Source organism: Paenibacillus sp. FSL H8-0175 (assembly GCF_045040615.1).
Classification (GTDB): Bacteria; Bacillota; Bacilli; order Paenibacillales; family Paenibacillaceae; genus Paenibacillus_AQ; species Paenibacillus_AQ odorifer.
On the sequence record NZ_CP150299.1, the window covers coordinates 2976086 to 2993342 of the forward strand.

A 17257-nucleotide genomic window follows, 5' to 3' on the forward strand; every position below is an offset into this window, starting at 1 on the left:
TAATTAGATTGGAGGATTACCATGCAGCCGTTAAAAATACCGAGAGAACATAAGCTTCAGATTACAGCTAGTATTCAAGAATATTTTGACACAGAGCTGTCCAGTGAAATTGGGCAATTAGCCAGCGAGAACCTTCTCGATTTTATGCTCAAAGAACTTTCGCCTTATATTTACAATCAAGCGTTGGCAGATGCACGAAAAATGATTGAGCAAAAGATGATTTCTCTGGAAGAGGAGATTTATGCTCTCGAACAACCCTTATCCTCAGGCAGAAGATAATCCAAAAACACGATTAATTTTAGCGCAGATTTATAACAGTTACGTCTGGATCAGTATCAGCTTCGTAATCTACACCTTCAGTCTCGAATCCAAATAGCTGGAAGAATTCCTGTTTATAGCTATGCAGATCCGTTAGGTCGTAGATATTGTCTGAAGTAAGCTGGTCCCAGATTTCTATTACTTCTTGCTGGACTGCCGGAGACAATTCCCAATCATCTATACGGATACGCCCTTCTTCATCCACAGGAGTTCCTTTCGCTGCGTAGAGATGTTCAGCAAACAACCGATAGGTTTGCTCAATACAACCTTCATGAAGACCGTGCTCTTTCATGACTTTGTAAAGGGCGGAAATATAGAGGGGCACGACAGGAATCGCCGAGCTGGACTGTGTGACAAGACCTTTTGTGACCGCTACATAAGCTCTACCGTGAGTAACAGCTAACGCTTTGTTAAGTGTTCTTGCCGTAGCTTCGAGATGGTCTTTAGCAAGTCCAATCGTTCCCTGGCGATATACGGCTTGAGTAAGCTCTGATCCGATATACGAATAAGCAATAGTGGTTGCGTGATCAGCTAATACTCCGGCTTGCTGGAGTGCTTCTATCCATAACTGCCAATCATCACCGCCCATCACCCGTATGGTATCATGAACTTCCTTATCGGTCGCGGGTTCGATGGAGATTTGAGTGACTTCACCCGTATGAAAATTTACAGTTTTGTTGGTAAAGGTGTCGCCAATAGGTTTGAGAACAGAGTTATATACTTCACCTGTCTCCGGGTCTGTACGGCGTCCAGAAGCAACACTGTAGATGACCAAATCGACTTGTCCTAATTCGCTGCGGATCAGCTGAATCGTTCTTTCTTTGGTCTCTTTGGAGTAAGCATCTCCGGTAACGCTGTAGGATTGCAGGCCTGCAGACTCCGCAAATTGTTCGAAGGCGGCGGAATTGTACCACCCAGCAGAGGCTGTACGGGCTCCATTGCTGCTGCTCGGCCGATATACGCCTACTGTGCTGGCTCCAGCCCCAAAGGCGGCTGTAACCCGTGAGGCGAGGCCGTAGCCTGTGGATGCGCCAATGACAAGCACCTTCCGGGGTCCTTTGATCGCGGGTTGTGCCTTAATATACTCAATTTGCCGCTCGACTTGACGAGCGCAGCCTTGCGGATGTGCGGTTGTACATATAAAGCCACGTGTTCTAGGTTTTATGATCATAATAATAGTTTCCTCTCTTTCATGAAAAGCAGCTAATGATACGTGTTATTTCTAATTTTAACAATTTTCATTCCAATGGAGAAGGATTGTTTATCTTTCTTATATCAAATACAATGAATCCCGGGCTTTTATGAGGTTGGATTTTTGCATTTTTACTTAACTCTGTATGGTGGTGAAGTCTTGGAAAGTCAGACTAAAACAAAATTAACGGTTGAGCAGCAGGACATCCTGGTGGGTGCTGCTTTTGGAAGCCATGTGAAAATCATTCAAAGTACGGAATTGACGGGAGGTTATTTCAACGCAGCTTATGACCTCCTATTGTCAGATGGCAGAGCTACGATCCTTAAAATATCGCCATCCGATGAGACAGACACGCTAAGTTACGAGCACGATATCATGGCTACAGAGGTTGCGGCAATGCAGCTAATGAAGTCTAAAGGAACGGTACCTGTACCTGAGGTATACGCTTATGATAACAGCAGAAATTTAATATCGAGTGACTTTTTTTTCATGGAGAAAATAATCGGCCAGCCCTATAATGAAATTAAGGAAGAGCTTAGTCCGCAGCAAAGAAGTTGTATTGAGGAAGAATTAGGTCGTTATAGCCGGATTATCAATGAGATTCAAGGGGATCATTTCGGATTATTTAATGTATCCTCGAAGATAAAGGGGACTTCTTGGCGGGAAACCTTTCAAAATTTGATTGGCAACCTCCTTGATGATGCTCGGCGCTTAGAGGCAAAGATGCCCATTCCTTTAGAAAAGATTGAGGCGGAGATCAACAGCCGTATACATGTGATGGATGTGGTCACTGAGCCACGTTTAGTTCACTGGGATCTATGGGATGGGAATGTGTTTGTGCGAGAGGGAAGCATTGTTGCCTTAATCGATTGGGAACGGGCGTTATGGGGCGATCACCTTATGGAATATTATTTTCGCTATATTGAGGATTCTGAGCATTTCTGTAGAGGTTATGGGGACAGCTTTGATAGCCCTAATGAATGTGCACGCAAAAAGCTCTACGACTTATATATCGATTTAATTTATTTCATTGAGTGTTATTCGCGTAAATACGATAGCCAAGGCCATTTCCAGTGGGCACAGGATAATCTGCTGGAAGGTTGGGAACGTTTCATGGGTTAGGACATTTTCAGCAAGATTACAACATAAGAAGGTAAGGAGGCTGAGCAGGAGAAGGGAGAGGATTCTCATGTTTGAGTGGCTAAGTGTACATATAGATATCGTAAGTTTGCTGTGGCTGTTGCCGATCCTATTTATGTTTCATGATTTTGAAGAAATATTAACGATTGAAGCATGGGGGGCAAAGTATAGAACCAGGTTAGAGGACGCAATTCCTTCGTTTATGCGCAAGACGTATCATTCGATGTTACAAATGACTACACGTAATTTTGCAATGGACGTATTATTCGTGTATATTTTGATAGTGACGGTAACTTGTATTGCAGTATTCTTTTCTAATTACTTATTGTACTTGGCAGTGCTTGCGGTATTTTTCTTACATGTATTTACTCATCTAGGACAGACGATATATTTAAAGATATATACACCAGGGGTAGTTACAGCAGTACTAGTAGTTCTTCCCTATTCTCTTTATGCGTATTATCGACTATTGAATGACAACTTGGTATCCCTTGGAGATATCGGATGGTCTCTGCTGTTAGTTCTTTTGCTGCTTCCGCCAATATTGTGGTTGTTAGTGAAGAATAGAACTCGCATTAAACAGAACTAGTACATAAGGCTGCTGCTGGCCATATCTTTTTCAGAAAAATCTTGACTAGAACCCTTAGAACTAGATAAAATAATACTTATTGCTTACAACTTGGTGAGAATCATTATCATAATTGACGAGGAAATGAGAGGGTGACAAGATGGAGCGCCTTTTAGAGGTAAAAGATCTAGCGATATCATTCAAAACACACGGTGGAGAAGTACAAGCGATCCGTGGTGTTAGCTTCCATGTAGATAAAGGTGAAACTCTAGCGATAGTTGGGGAATCCGGTTCCGGTAAAAGTGTAACTTCACAAGCGGTAATGAAGCTAGTTCCAACGCCGCCAGGAGAATATAAACGTGGACAAATTTTATTTGATGGACAAGATTTGATCGGTAAGACTGAGAAGCAAATGCAGAAGATTCGTGGTAAAGAGATCGGTATGATTTTTCAGGATCCGATGACTTCCTTGAACCCGATGATGAAGGTCGGCAGACAAATTACTGAAGTACTGCACAAACATGAGAAAATCTCCAAAGAAGCTGCCAATAAACGTGGGGTTGAACTGCTTACGCTAGTAGGTATTCCTTCACCAGAGCGCCGCTTCAATCAATATCCGCATGAGTTCAGTGGCGGTATGCGTCAACGTGTCGTTATCGCAATGGCACTTGCAGCAAACCCTAAGCTTCTGATTGCGGATGAGCCAACTACAGCGCTCGACGTTACCATTCAGGCACAGATTCTTGACCTGATGAAGGAATTGCAGAAGAAGATTGATACGGCGATTATTTTTATCACCCATGATCTTGGTGTTGTAGCAAGAATGGCGGATCGTGTAGCAGTAATGTATGCCGGACAAATTGTTGAAATGGGAACTGCAGAAGAGATCTTCTACGATCCAAGACATCCTTACACTTGGGGATTGCTTGCATCCATGCCAAGTTTAGAGAGCAAAGGTTCTTTACTTACCGCGATTCCTGGTACCCCTCCAGATTTGATCAAACCGCCTAAGGGTGATGCCTTCGCACTTCGCAGCACCTATGCGATGCAAATCGATATGGAGAAAGAGCCTCCAATGTATAAGGTTTCGGATACCCATATGGTGAAGTCTTGGTTAATGCATCCGATGGCACCTAAGGTGGAACCACCAACAGTCGTTAAGAATAGACAACGTATACTTAAGAACGCTTATCCAGAGCCAGTTTTAGTGCAAGAAGGCGCTAAGTAAGCAACTTGTTTTAACTAAATAATAAGAGGAAACGCTAGGCCATTTAGTTGGCTTAGCGTTTTTTTTATTTTCTACAATGTTCACTATTATTTAAATAAATATGAATTAATACGAACTTAATTAAATAAAAGGGTTGACTATTTATCGTTTTCATCTCAAAATGAAAAGGCATACATAGGGGGTATAACGATGAAGAAGATAATTATTACTACTTTACTTAGTGTTTCATTATTAGCTGTAACCGCGTGCAACAACGACACGGCTAATTCTGGCAACATAAACAGCGGACCTGAGCCTGTTCAGCCTGTCTTCAAGAATGTTTCTGTACATGATCCTTCCATTATTTTGGCTGATAATAAGTACTATGTGTTTGGCTCGCATTTGGCTTCTGCTAAATCCGACGACCTGATGTCCTGGACTCAATTGTCCTCAGGAGTTGTTGATGGAAACGTACTCATCCCGAATGTCAAAGAGGAATTAAAAGAGGCCTTGACCTGGGGAAAGACGGACACTTTATGGGCACCGGATGTCATTCAATTGGCGGATGGAAAATATTATATGTATTACAACGCGTGTAAAGGTGATTCCCCATTATCAGCACTTGGTATAGCCGTGTCAGACCAGATTGAAGGTCCTTATAAGAACAAAGGGATCTTCTTAAAGTCCGGTATGGTAGGCGTAGGCGATGACGGAGAAACTTATGATGCCACACAAAAGCCGAATGTTGTAGATCCGGATGTGTTCTTTGATAAAGAAGGAAGATTGTGGATGGTGTATGGTTCTTATTCCGGTGGTATTTTTATTATGGAACTGGATACAAGCACAGGATTCCCACTGCCAGATCAAGGTTATGGCAAAAAGCTTCTAGGCGCAAATCATGCGCGGATAGAAGCTCCCTATATGCTGTACAGTCCTGAGACGGATTACTACTACCTGTTCCTATCCTACGGGGGGCTGGCTGCTGATGGCGGATATAACATCCGTGTAGCTCGCTCGAAGACACCTGATGGACCTTTTGAAGATTCTGAGGGCCAAGATATGATCGATTCACAGGGCACAGCTGGCGTATTGTTTGATGATCCTGCTTATGCTCCTTACGGAGTTAAACTCATGGGGAATTTCGAATTCCTGAATAATGACGATGAGCTCCCAGTAAGTGGGGAAGGATATGTATCACCAGGACATAACTCCGCATTTTACGAAGAAGAGACTGGCAAGTATTATTTGATCTTCCATACACGGTTCCCAAATCGTGGTGAAAAGCATGAGGTTAGAGTACATCAGATGTTCATGAACGCTGATGGCTGGCCGGTGGTCGCACCACACCGTTATGGTGGCGAGACCATTGATAAATATACGAAAGAGCAAATTGCAGGCGAATACAAATATGTGAATCATAATAAAGAGATTACGGCAGATATCGTGCAATCGGAGCTAATTCAATTGACGAAGAGTGGTAAAATCAAAGGCGCAGTAAAGGGCAAGTGGAAGCTTATCGACGATCATACTGCAGAGTTAACGATAGGTGGTTCTACTTATAAGGGTGTGTTCCTGAAAGAGTGGAATGAAGCTACAGCCAGTAATGTTATGACGTTCACCGCGGTTTCTAATGAAGGGATCTCTATCTGGGGAAGTCATGTATCACCTTCGGAATAAGATAGTTTAAAAGGATTAACAGCAGAAGGGGTTTCAACTAGTCATGTGTAATGGCTAAGTTGAAACCCCTTTTATAATGCAAGATTAGTCTACGAACTTTCGGATCACAATAACAGCATTATGGCCGCCGAAGCCAAATGAATTGGAGATGCCTATTTCGAGATTAGCTTTTCGTGCATTGTTAGGTACGTAATCCAAATCACAGATGGAATCAGGCGTGTCCTGATTGATGGTAGGAGGAATGATCCCTTCTTGGATACTCTTAACTAAAGCGATGGCTTCTAAGCCGCCAGCGGCCCCTAAAGCATGTCCAGTCATGGACTTATTAGCGGTTACGGGGATGTGGTAGGCATGCTCGCCAAATAATTTTTTAATCGCTAGGGTTTCAGAATGGTCTCCTACTACTGTACTTGTCGCATGCGCACTGATTACATCTACGTTGTGGGGCTGGAGATTAGCTTCATTTAGCGCTAACTTCATAGCTTGATAGGCACCAATTCCCTCTGGATGAGTGGCAACCATATGATAAGCATCAGAGCTAGCACCATACCCGATCACTTCGCCGTGAATCTTGGCGTTTCTACGCTGAGCATGGGAGAGTGACTCAAGAATGACTATGCCGCCACCTTCACCGATTACAAAGCCATCCCGTCCTCCATCGAAAGGGCGGCTCGCTTTAGTAGGCTCTTCATTTCGTGTAGATAAAGAGGTGGCATTCCCGAAGCTGGCCAGCGAGATTCCAGTAATAGCAGCCTCAGAACCCCCGGCTATAACGATGTCCGCACCGCCATAACGAATTAAACGGAAGGCCTCGCCAATTGCAGTATTTCCAATAGAACAAGCTGTTACTGGAGACATGGTCGGGCCGAGAGCCCCAAATTTAATGCTGATCATCGCCGCAGCCATATTGGAGATCATCATGGGAATTAAGGTAGGGCTGACTCGATCAGGTCCACGATCTTTGAGGACCGTACCTTGATCCATCAAGGTCTGAATTCCTCCAACGCCAGATCCTACATAAACGCCAAGTCTCTCCTTGTCAATCTTATCAAGCTGGAGGCCAGAATGTTTCCAAGCCTCTTCAGTAGCTGCGAGGGCAAACTGACTGAACCTGTCCATTCGGCGTGCCTCTTTACGGCCAAATCTGCCCTCTGCATCGAAATCACGTACTTCGCCAGCAATCTTCGTCTTAAAACCTGTTGTATCAAATGAAGAGATCGGGGATATACCCGATTCACCAGAAATTAGCCGATCCCAAAATTGCCCGATTGTATTTCCAAGTGGTGAGATTAAGCCCATGCCTGTAATCACTACGCGTTCCATAATGAACCTCCTCAGCTAGTGTATACTAGTATTTTTCCACTTTATTTATCCTATTACAAGTTATCGTTTATCCTAGTATAATTTGTACTATACTAAAGGAACAGGAATCCCAAAGTGGAGGTAGCTTATGGCTAATCAAACAAGATTACAAGCATTATCCGATTTTTTGAAAGCACGTCGTGCGGCAATTTCACCAAGCGCTGTAGGCTTGCCAGAAGGCACACGCAGAAGAACGCCAGGACTCCGCAGGGAAGAGGTTGCACAGCTTGCAGGGGTAAGCAGTACCTGGTATACGTGGCTTGAACAAGGCAGAGATATAAAAGTCTCGTCATCTGTTTTGGACTGTATTGCCACTGCACTTAGGCTGACTAAAGATGAGCGGAAGTATCTTTTTGCACTGGCTTTAGAAACTGGAACCGGAACCACACCCTATCCGCAAGATGAATCTTCTGTAATTAGTCCTTCGCTGCAGAAAATTTTACAGGAACTTAAATATTGTCCTACGATAATTTCTGATAGACGTTGCGGAATCGTCGGTTGGAATGAAGCTGCCGCCCATGTTTTTCTTGATTTCTCAAAGCTGCCCATCGAAGAGCGGAATATGATCCGATTGTTATTTGTTCGTAAGGAGTTTAGGCGCTTAGCAGTGAATTGGGAACAATTCGTCAGCGGATATCTTTCTATCTTCAGAGCGTATTACGGACAGTATGTAGAGGATCATTGGTATGATGAATTTATAGAGGAATTGAAAGAATTGCATCCGGCTTTTAATGAGATGTGGGAGAAAAGTAGGGTTAGCTCGGCCCCGGATGTGTTACTAGAATTCAGACATGGCAAGGCGGGGAAAATGTTATTTCATCTAACCTCTTTGCAGGTTCATGGCAGTGCAGATTTACGCTGCAGCATCTATACTCCTGCGGGAGATTCGAATACTGAAACCAAGCTAAAGCAGCTTATGGAGCAGCACACAATAGAAGGATTAAGCTAGATTCACATAGAGAAGCATCCCTAGCTGTACTTCCAGCTAGAGATGCTTAATGCTACACTATTAGAAATCTGATGTTGAAATTTCAATAGTTCCGAATGTGGTGCCAGCAGGAGTACTTAAGAGTGCAGCTACCAAAAGGGCATGAACTGCAAGCGTAAGGCTATTGAATGCTGGAATCGTGTATGTGATAACTGGAGCATTCACACGAGTGATTACTAAATCTACTGGGAAGTTGGAGTTATTGTTCACTGTAACAGCAGCGTTAATTCCACCTGCAAGGTTTTCATAATAAGATTTACCAATGACAGGGGCTAAATTGAAATATTGAAGCGGTAATACGATGGCCATAGTAACGACCTCCTTTTCGTTTGATAGGATATTCTATGTTGAAAATCTATTAATGCTAGAGCGAATGCCATGGTGAATTAGCACTTTTTAATAGAAAAAACCGGGGATGTCCAATAGCCACTTAGAAAGCGGCTGGGACATCCCCGGTTTATTTTCGTACGCTTATTCCGTTTTTTTACGATAAATCAGATACAGTATCAATCCGAATAGCATGCCGACAAACGACATTGCGGAGATCGTTAAGTAAAGAGCTTTACCCCCAAAGGCATCATATAATGCCCCACCAGCATAAGAAGCCAGGATACCTGATACACCGAAGAACAATAGTGCAAGGACGGTTTGCCCTGTAGCACGCCATTCCTCGGGTACAATGCTGTACAAGTATTGAATAGCAGCCGAGTAGAACACAGGGAAGGTAAGAATTTGCAGAATCTGCAAATACGCTAACAAGTGTGGATCAGTGATCCAAGCTGAAATCAAGAAACGAAGGAAATAGAAGGCTCCGGAAATCGATATGATAATCAGTTCTTTTCCTTTTCGCAACCACCAGAAGCTTAATGCAAAGACAATGATTTCACTTATTGCCGCGAGGAAAAATGATTGGCCTACCAGTTGAGGACTGCCACCAAGCTCACGAATATAAACTCCAATAAATGTATCGTTCATTCGTGCGGGTACAGAGCTAATAAATATGAGCACCAGAAACATTAATGTCTTTTTATTGCCAAAAAAGTGCTTGAGGCTATCCAGCGTGACCGGCTTACCTGTGACGGGGGCATCTGGCATGTTCCAGCTTACTATAAAGCTTATAAGGCAAATGGCAACAAACAGAAGAGCTATTCCATGAGAGCCGAAAAAACCAAGCACATAGCCAGTAATCAGAGCCATTACACCATAACCTAGCGCACCATATGTACGGATAGAACCATAGCTAATTCCAGCCGCCTCAGAGACTCGGAAATTCAAGCTTTCTGTCAGCGGATCAATGGGCATTAAGAAGAAATACAGCAGCATAGCAAAAAGAATGAGAACAACGTAACTGCTGGAATCGAACAAAAAGTATCCGGTTACCGCTGAGCATAACAGCAGAGCTAACAGCACTTTGCGGATGGTTTTGGTTTTATCACTGATCATCCCCCATAAAGGCTGGGCAACGATGGTAACAAAACCACCAGTTCCAATAATGAAGCCGATTTGCGATGGGCTTAGACCTTGTTCACTTAGATAGACTGGCAGAAAGGGAATAAACATGGCTAGTAGAGCAAAATACAAAAAGTTAAACCCTCGTAAAAGATTTGGTGCATTCATAAGTTTTTTTACCTCACGTGTTAGAAAATTTGTATAGAGTCAATTTTGCTATTGTATCATGGATAATAAATGATTAGGATATAAATCTATTCGCGGAACTGCTCAAGACGACCCTAACCCTCTATAAATTTCTGGCCGTAATATGATAAACTGGTTACTATCAAAGCAAAATGCAAGGAGAAACGTTAATGATAAAGTTGGTATCATGGAATGTGAATGGTCTTCGGGCCTGTGTGAAAAAAGGGTTTGATGATTATTTTAAGGAAGTAGAAGCAGATATTTTCTGTGTTCAGGAGACGAAGCTGCAAGAAGGGCAGATTGTTCTGGAACAGGGTGAAGAATACTATCAATATTGGAATTATGCAGTGAAAAAAGGGTATTCAGGCACAGCTATATTTACCAAAATCAAGCCGATCTCTGCGAGATACGGAATGGAAGAGGATGAGGAAGCGGAAGGCCGGATTATTACGCTGGAGTTCGAACAATTCTATCTAGTGAATGTGTATACACCAAATGCCAAACGAGATCTGGCTAGATTGGATTACAGAATGGAATGGGAGGATCGCTTCCGCAATTACCTTCTGGAACTGGACAAGCTAAAACCAGTCGTTGTATGCGGCGATATGAACGTAGCCCATCAGGATATTGATATTAAAAATGCTAAAGCTAACCGCGGAAACTCTGGCTTTACCGATGAAGAAAGAGGGAAAATGAGTACGCTGCTGGAGTCCGGCTTCATAGATACCTTTAGATATTTTCATCCAGAGCTTGAAGGCGTTTATTCATGGTGGTCTTATATGCCGAAGGTGAGAGAACGGAATGTAGGCTGGCGGATTGATTATTTCCTAGCTTCTTCTAGACTTGCACCTAATCTGCTGGATGCCCAAATTGATTGCCACATTATGGGGAGCGATCATTGCCCGGTCATCCTCAAGCTTGCTGATTTCACAGGCTAGAATCGAATATTCAAAAGGCCGCTAAGTCTCTTTAAAGGACGAAGCGGCCTTTTTTCATTAAGAATTATAGTCTGCCAATGATCTCAGGGAATTCAGTCGGTCCCATATTCACATTAAACTTTTGTTTAAGAATTAGCTGATTCTCTAGTAAGATTATTTCAAGAGTTATGCAAAAAGGCATTTCAATAAACAATAAAGTGAGCTGTAGCTGATCATCAGCAACCCAAGTAAAGCTGGACATGATTCGGTTCAAGGAAGCATCAATGACCTGTGCGAAGCTTTCGAGCCATTCCCCTCGACCAAGACGGATCACAGACTCCTCTCCAATCTTGGATTGGAAAGTAACTGCAGCTTCGTTGTTATTGAAAGAGATAGAGAAGGTGTCCAAGGCAAATTGGTTGTCATCGAGCTTATAGGTTAAGCCGTTTATTCTTTCTTCTTGTGATGAAGAGGGCTGCAGTTGTGGCGGTTGGATAGATAAATTCTTTAATTGTTCGACCAAGTGGACAGAAGCAGCCGGCTCTAATGGCAGGGGAGCTTGCTTCATCGCGGGAAGCAGATGTTCCCACACAGCATTCAACATTCCTTGTATACTGTCTGATGCAGCGGTAGTAATAATTACGGCATCTTGCTCCGGAAGCACGATACAGAGTTGACCGAAGGCGCCATCTGCCCGGTAGGCACCGTGCTGGCATTGCCAGAACTGATACCCATATCCCATTGCCCAGTCATGATCACCTTCGCCATTGGAAATATGTTTGGTAGTAGCCTCATTAATCCACTTTTCAGGCAGAACCCGTTGATTATTCCAGATTTCTTTTTGTAAGTATAGCTGGCCGAATTTAGCGATATCCTCGGTTGTAATGTTTAAGCCAAATCCCCCTGTGTTAATTCCACGTGGACAAGACTCCCACGTTGCACCCTGAATGCCCAGAGGCACGAAGAGGCGCGGTTCTAAATATTCTAGCAGTGTTTGGCCAGTAACCCGTTGAAGGATCGCGGCCAGCATGTAAGTAGCACCTGTATTATATAGGAAATGTGTACCCGGTTGTTTCTCGACGGGGACGGAGAAGAAAGCTTTCACCCAATTCCCGTCGGTACTTTTGCGAAGGGTGTCCATAGTATCCACGACATGCCCGGTACCCATCATCAATAGATGTCTGATTGTCATATTGGATAGATTCTCCGTGATAGTCGAAGGAGCCTCTTCAGGGAAAAAGGAGAGGACAGAATCATCGAGGGTGACAAGTTTCTCAGTAACAGCAAACCCGATTGCGGTTGAGGTGAAGCTTTTGCTAAGGGAAAATAACATATGCGGAAGAACGGACCTGTAAGGAGCCCACCAGCCTTCAGAGACCACATAACCATGTCGTAATAGCATAAAGCTGTGCAGGCCTAAATTTTGTTCCTCTACTGCACTAATAAAGCTGGATATTGCGGTTGATGAAATCCCCTGTTCTTCTGGAAGACTTCTAGATAACTGCAAGCTGCTTGTAGTTTCCATACGCTCATCTCCTAAATTTTGAGAATGCTCACCTCCTAATTCTATAATAATTTCCAATGTAAAAATACCATTTAAAAAATAACTAGTTTAGCTTTCTACAGGGCTGTTGCTGGATACATCAGATTGGAGCCGTTTCTCTGGCCAAGAAATAACATGAGAAGTTCGACTTAGTTTCTCATATATTAGCTGAGTTTCTTTTTTGAATATACTAATGACTAAATGAATAAAGAAAGCCAAGTCTATCAATAGAACAAACAGATGAATAAGCATATTCCATACGGAGGAAAGATTCCCTAGAAGGGCGGAATCAAGCAAAAGAGCGTGAATCCCAAGCAGCACCCAATATAGCAGGCCATATCTGATCATCAGAGCCCAGAAAAAAGCATGATTCCCGCTGCTCTTCACCCGAATCCGCACCATCCATTTCCCTAAGGTCCGTCCGCCCGTGAGAGCCGGAACAAGCATGAAGTAAATACCAGTTACAATCCAGAAGGCAGCTTTTATATCGAATCCGAAGAGTACCCCAAACCCGATGCTCCACACCATACTATCGATTAGAAAAGCTATTCCTCTGCGGGTATAGGAGACTCTTTTGGCAGAGCGGTCAATGTTTGTATCCAGTTGTTCTATACGTGGCAATAGCCCGGAGATCCAAATGGAAATTCGAAATCCAAAAATCCCTCCGATTGTGTTGGTAATGAGATCATCGACATCAAAAAGACGGTAAGGATGATCGAAGAAACCATAAATTCCTGTAATCTGCGTGATCTCAAAGGACAAGGAAAAGGCAAAGGATAGTAGAATGCACACGACCCAGCGTGTACGAAAATAATAGCCCAAAAACATTCCAAACGGTACGGTCAATGCAACGTTAAAAATGACCTGTAAAAATGCAGGCTCACGCAGTAATGACCAGTAGGTCGAGATTTGATCAGGGATGATTGACGATCCATCCACAATATCCTGAATAAACTGAAGGGGAATGAATTGGACGATACTCCCAGAAGGTGCTGCATTGTGCCGGGAGGATGGAAAAGGAAGCAAGACAAGAAAATAAGCGTTCATCAGATAGAGCAGCAGCAGATATAGGATTAAAGCTCTAAGCTTATGTATATAGCCATGTCTGCGGTATTGTACGATAAGAAAAGGTAGTGTGAAGACCAGCGCTGCTATTGGAAACATCATGAACGCATACGAAATTGGAAAAAAGTACGAATGAAACATAAGTCACCTGCCGTGGAATTGTTTTTATAAGAAATTTGACTCTACTTGGAAATAAGCTATCCCCGGCTCATTATAAGTTTTTATGATAGGGAACTCAACTAATTTATCGAACGTTTCCGGCATACATATGTCTATGAAGGAGCGTGAAGTGGATGGAGAAAAAGGTTCAGCAGTATTATCGGCTCAAGCAAAAGCAAAAGGATATTGAAAAAGAATTGGCCGAGCTTCGTCAGGATATTTTAAATTATTGTAGTCAGCAGGAAACTAACGAGACTGAAATTGGCAGCTATAAAGTGAAGCTGGTCGTGCAAAACCGCAAAGAATATGATGATGCAAAGTTATATGAGACCTTATCAGACCCCGAAGTGTGGCGTTTGCTCTCCAAATCAGATCCGGCAAAGGTGGCAAGCTTGACCAAGTTGAATGTAATTTCAGAGGATAAAATCATGCATACTTATGCTTTGAAGACAGTGACACTGTTACAGGTGGATAAAAAATAGGGATTGAAGTGAGCGGTTCCTCGCGGGAGCCGCTTTATTTGGCTAATAACTGTCCAGATTAAGGAAATATGTTACAGTATTAGGGTGGAAGGGAGGTTGAATAGTGAAAAAAATAATCATCGGAGGCGTCATGGGCTTAACGATTTTACTTTTTTTCTTCTTTATTTTGCGGCATAATAATCAATCACTTGAGGTGAAACCGGATATTATGTTCCCAACAACGGAATACAGGGTGACTGATAGTAGTGCTCCAGGATTACCTATACTTATAACTGCTGAAGGGGCGGATGTTATTAAGATACAGGCTACATCCGGCAATTTATTGTTATGGAACCCCCTTGACTACAAGGTGCATAACAAAGGTCTTGAGCTGAAAATCAAATCTGGAGATCAAATTTATTGGAGTCCAATGGATGGGGAGAATAAGCAAAGAGATGAACCTCAGGATACCAAGATCACAGTGATGGCTTACCACAATAACAAGCAGATCGGAACGTCCATTGTAGAGATTCATAAGAATGATCTAGGTGTCTATACAGGCGAAATACCTGAAGTGAAGTAGCTGAGAATCTAAATCGAATCGCAACTATCCTCGTTTTGCGTTAAAATAAGAAGTGAAGCTGACCGAGTGCTTATAGCAACCCTAGAGATGGAGGAAGAGAATTCATGAAAGATTTTGAAGTAATGCTGGAGAAATATGCGAACCTAGTTGTAAAAGTAGGAGTAAATGTACAGCCTGGACAAGTCCTTATGGTACATGCACCGATAGAAACCGCAGAACTTACTCGCTTGATTGTAGCGAAAGCCTATGAAGCGGGAGCTAAATATGTAATTGTTGACTGGGACGATGAAGCAACTACACGGATCCGTTATGAAAAAGCCCCAGAGGATTCTTTCGATTACTATCCACAGTGGCAGGCTGAGATGATGGAGAAATTCGCGGAAGAGAATGGTGCCATCTTACATATTAAAGTACCTGATCCTGAACTGTTTAATGGCATTGATTCTTCTAAGGTATCTAGAGCAGTTAAAGCAGCGGCTGTTGCTCGCAAGAACTACTCCAAATATACTCGGAACAGCAAAATCAGCTGGTCTCTGGTCAAAGCGCCAACACGTGCTTGGGCGAACAAGGTTTTTGCCGATCTTCCTGAAGAAGAGCGGGTAGAGGCGATGTGGGAAGCTGTATTCCAGATGAATCGTGTGGGCAGCAATGATCCGGTAGCTGCTTGGAGAGAGCATATTGGTCAGTTGAAAGAAAGTCAGGACAGAATGAACGCTAAACGTTATAAAAGCTTGCATTACCGTGCTCCGGGAACGGATCTGCATGTAGAGCTTCCGGAAGGCCATTTATGGCGCGGGGGTGGCGGTGAGAATGATAAAGGCGTATATTTTGTAGCTAATATGCCAACGGAAGAGATTTATTCCATGCCCCATCGTACTGGCGTTAATGGCACAGTTAGAAGCACGCTCCCTCTTAATTTGAATGGACGGTTAGTTGAAGGACTTTCATTCACTTTTGAAAAAGGGAAAGTCGTAGCTTATGAAGCTGAATCCGGACGCGAACATTTAACCTCACTGCTGGCAACGGATGAAGGTGCATCTTATCTAGGAGAAGTAGCCTTAGTGCAGCATGATTCTCCAATCTCTCGCTTGAACCGCATTTTTTACAATACAGGGATTGATGAGAATGCCTCCTGCCATTTCGCGCTAGGAAGTGCTTATCCTGTAAATATTGAAGGCGGCACAAAGCTTACGAACGAAGAGCTTGTCGCTAGAGGAGCTAATGTCAGCTTAACTCATGTCGATTTTATGATCGGTTCAGCAGAGCTGGATATTGACGGAGAGCTGGCGGACGGCACGATTGAACCCGTATTCCGTAAGGGAAACTGGGTGTTGTAAGGAGAAGAAAAAAGCCGGATCTCTTCCAATGAGATTCCGGCTTTTTTTGAGTGCCTATACTGGTCATTTTTAGATTGAAAAATAGTTAAGACACATAGCCTCACGTACTTCGGTCATCGTTTCTTGAGCAATGCTGCGGGCATGCTGTGTTCCAGAGATTAAGATTTCCTGCACAAGCTTCGGCTTAGTAGCATAATAGGAACGACGCTCTCGCATCGGTTCTATAAGCAGATCTAGTGCTGTCGAAATCAACTGTTTGCAAGCAGAACAACCCATGGTACCCCGCTCGCAGCCTTCACGAATTTCGGTTACCCCCGCTGAGCGAAAAGCACCATGATAAGCAAAAATAGGACAGATATCTGGATGTCCAGGATCATTTTTATGCACACGCGCTGGATCGGTTGTGGCTTTTCGTATCTTAAAGATAATCTCTTCCTTAGTGGAGTCCAGCTCGATGGCATTGCCAAGGCTTTTACTCATTTTAGCGTTGCCATCCGTACCCACAAGCCTCGGAGTCTCACTGATCAGCGCTTTGGGTTCCACCAGTATCGGGCTGTACAGCTCGTTGAATCTGCGGACGATTTTACGGGTTAATTCCAGATGAGGGAGTTGGTCTTCCCCTACAGGAATTATCGTTGCTTTACAAAATGTTATGTCAGCAGTCTGACTAACTGGATAACCAAGAAAACCGTAATACAATTCATCTAAGCTCGAATTTTTCGATTCGGCTTTAATCGTGGGATTATGCCGTAAAGAATTCACAGTAACAAACATAGAGAACAAGATGGTCAGCTCTGCGATTTCAGGGATCATCGATTGAATAAATATAGTTGTTTTCTCCGGATTTATACCCGCAGATAAATAGTCCAGTGTGATCTCATGCAGATGTTGACCCAGCAGCTGTGGACGATCAAAATGGGTCGTTAGGGCTTGAATATCCGCTAAAAACACAAAAGTTTCATATTGCTCCTGAAGGGCTACTCGGGTCTGCAAGCTGCCGGCGTAATGGCCAAGGTGAAGCTTTCCAGTCACTCGATCTCCAGTTAAGACACGTTCGTTCATCATATAAATTCCTCCTGTTATTTAGCATTTGGTTACACTCGAG

General features: G+C 43.3%; 17 protein-coding genes. 10 read left to right on the forward strand and 7 right to left on the reverse strand.

The features are described 5' to 3' along the window. Nucleotides 1-21 precede the first annotated feature (21 nt). Nucleotides 22-279, forward strand: coding sequence for a DUF2164 domain-containing protein (locus MHH46_RS12975; RefSeq protein ID WP_076125970.1), 258 nt, complete (start codon nt 22-24; stop codon nt 277-279). Nucleotides 280-298: 19 nt separating this feature from the next. Here MHH46_RS12975 and fabV read toward each other — a convergent pair whose 3' ends face one another. Beyond that, on the reverse strand, nt 299-1489 hold the full coding sequence (fabV, locus tag MHH46_RS12980; protein WP_076189908.1) for an enoyl-ACP reductase FabV: 1191 nt from the start codon (nt 1487-1489) through the stop codon (nt 299-301). A gap of 180 nt (nt 1490-1669) precedes the next feature. On the opposite strand from fabV, the gene MHH46_RS12985 reads away from it, so the two are divergent. The 4 genes from MHH46_RS12985 to MHH46_RS13000 all read left to right on the forward strand — a co-directional run bounded on the left by MHH46_RS12985 (nt 1670) and on the right by MHH46_RS13000 (nt 6102). Continuing rightward, nucleotides 1670-2632, forward strand: a complete 963-nt coding sequence (locus MHH46_RS12985; protein ID WP_076190157.1) for a phosphotransferase family protein — start codon at nt 1670-1672, stop codon at nt 2630-2632. 67 nt (nt 2633-2699) lie between these two features. After that, a complete protein-coding gene (locus MHH46_RS12990; protein WP_076189909.1) occupies nt 2700-3239 on the forward strand; it encodes an HXXEE domain-containing protein in 540 nt (179 codons plus the stop codon). Nucleotides 3240-3378: 139 nt separating this feature from the next. Next, entirely contained in the window at nt 3379-4446 is a 1068-nt protein-coding gene (locus MHH46_RS12995) for an ABC transporter ATP-binding protein (protein ID WP_076135552.1), read from the forward strand. A gap of 189 nt (nt 4447-4635) precedes the next feature. Continuing rightward, nucleotides 4636-6102, forward strand: coding sequence for a family 43 glycosylhydrolase (locus tag MHH46_RS13000; RefSeq protein WP_076189910.1), 1467 nt, complete (start codon nt 4636-4638; stop codon nt 6100-6102). An 84-nt stretch (nt 6103-6186) separates the two neighbouring features. Here the strand turns inward: MHH46_RS13000 and fabF are convergent, their stop codons facing one another. Further along, nucleotides 6187-7425 carry a beta-ketoacyl-ACP synthase II gene (gene fabF / locus MHH46_RS13005; RefSeq protein ID WP_076183494.1) on the reverse strand — a complete coding sequence of 413 codons (1239 nt, stop codon included), beginning with the start codon at nt 7423-7425 and terminating at the stop codon, nt 6187-6189. A 127-nt stretch (nt 7426-7552) separates the two neighbouring features. Here fabF and MHH46_RS13010 point away from each other — a divergent pair, with 127 nt between their 5' ends. Continuing rightward, nucleotides 7553-8413, forward strand: coding sequence for a helix-turn-helix transcriptional regulator (locus tag MHH46_RS13010; RefSeq protein WP_076189911.1), 861 nt, complete (start codon nt 7553-7555; stop codon nt 8411-8413). A 60-nt stretch (nt 8414-8473) separates the two neighbouring features. Here the strand turns inward: MHH46_RS13010 and MHH46_RS13015 are convergent, their stop codons facing one another. Together MHH46_RS13015 and MHH46_RS13020 are read right to left on the reverse strand one after the other, a co-directional pair. Beyond that, complete coding sequence (locus tag MHH46_RS13015) at nt 8474-8761, reverse strand: hypothetical protein (protein ID WP_076125983.1); 288 nt, start codon at nt 8759-8761, stop codon at nt 8474-8476. A gap of 162 nt (nt 8762-8923) precedes the next feature. Continuing rightward, the gene (locus MHH46_RS13020) at nt 8924-10069 is read right to left on the reverse strand and encodes an MFS transporter (protein WP_076189912.1); all 1146 of its coding nucleotides are present in this window, start codon (nt 10067-10069) and stop codon (nt 8924-8926) included. Nucleotides 10070-10260: 191 nt separating this feature from the next. Here MHH46_RS13020 and MHH46_RS13025 point away from each other — a divergent pair, with 191 nt between their 5' ends. Further along, a complete protein-coding gene (locus tag MHH46_RS13025) occupies nt 10261-11025 on the forward strand; it encodes an exodeoxyribonuclease III (protein ID WP_076126218.1) in 765 nt (254 codons plus the stop codon). A 64-nt stretch (nt 11026-11089) separates the two neighbouring features. Here the strand turns inward: MHH46_RS13025 and MHH46_RS13030 are convergent, their stop codons facing one another. After that, entirely contained in the window at nt 11090-12529 is a 1440-nt protein-coding gene (locus MHH46_RS13030) for a serine hydrolase (protein WP_076189913.1), read from the reverse strand. 87 nt (nt 12530-12616) lie between these two features. Continuing rightward, nucleotides 12617-13714, reverse strand: a complete 1098-nt coding sequence (locus tag MHH46_RS13035) for a VanZ family protein (protein WP_256716493.1) — start codon at nt 13712-13714, stop codon at nt 12617-12619. A 191-nt stretch (nt 13715-13905) separates the two neighbouring features. Between MHH46_RS13035 and MHH46_RS13040 the strand changes: the two genes are divergently transcribed. The 3 genes from MHH46_RS13040 (at nt 13906) to MHH46_RS13050 (ending at nt 16152) form a co-directional block, all read left to right on the forward strand. After that, nucleotides 13906-14253 carry a hypothetical protein gene (locus MHH46_RS13040; protein WP_076125990.1) on the forward strand — a complete coding sequence of 116 codons (348 nt, stop codon included), beginning with the start codon at nt 13906-13908 and terminating at the stop codon, nt 14251-14253. Between the two features lie 103 nt (nt 14254-14356). After that, on the forward strand, nt 14357-14815 hold the full coding sequence (locus MHH46_RS13045; RefSeq protein ID WP_076189915.1) for a hypothetical protein: 459 nt from the start codon (nt 14357-14359) through the stop codon (nt 14813-14815). Nucleotides 14816-14919: 104 nt separating this feature from the next. After that, the gene (locus MHH46_RS13050; RefSeq protein WP_076189916.1) at nt 14920-16152 is read left to right on the forward strand and encodes an aminopeptidase; all 1233 of its coding nucleotides are present in this window, start codon (nt 14920-14922) and stop codon (nt 16150-16152) included. Nucleotides 16153-16221: 69 nt separating this feature from the next. Here the strand turns inward: MHH46_RS13050 and trpS are convergent, their stop codons facing one another. Beyond that, complete coding sequence (gene trpS, locus MHH46_RS13055) at nt 16222-17217, reverse strand: tryptophan--tRNA ligase (protein ID WP_076189917.1); 996 nt, start codon at nt 17215-17217, stop codon at nt 16222-16224. Between the last annotated feature and the right edge of the window lie 40 nt (nt 17218-17257).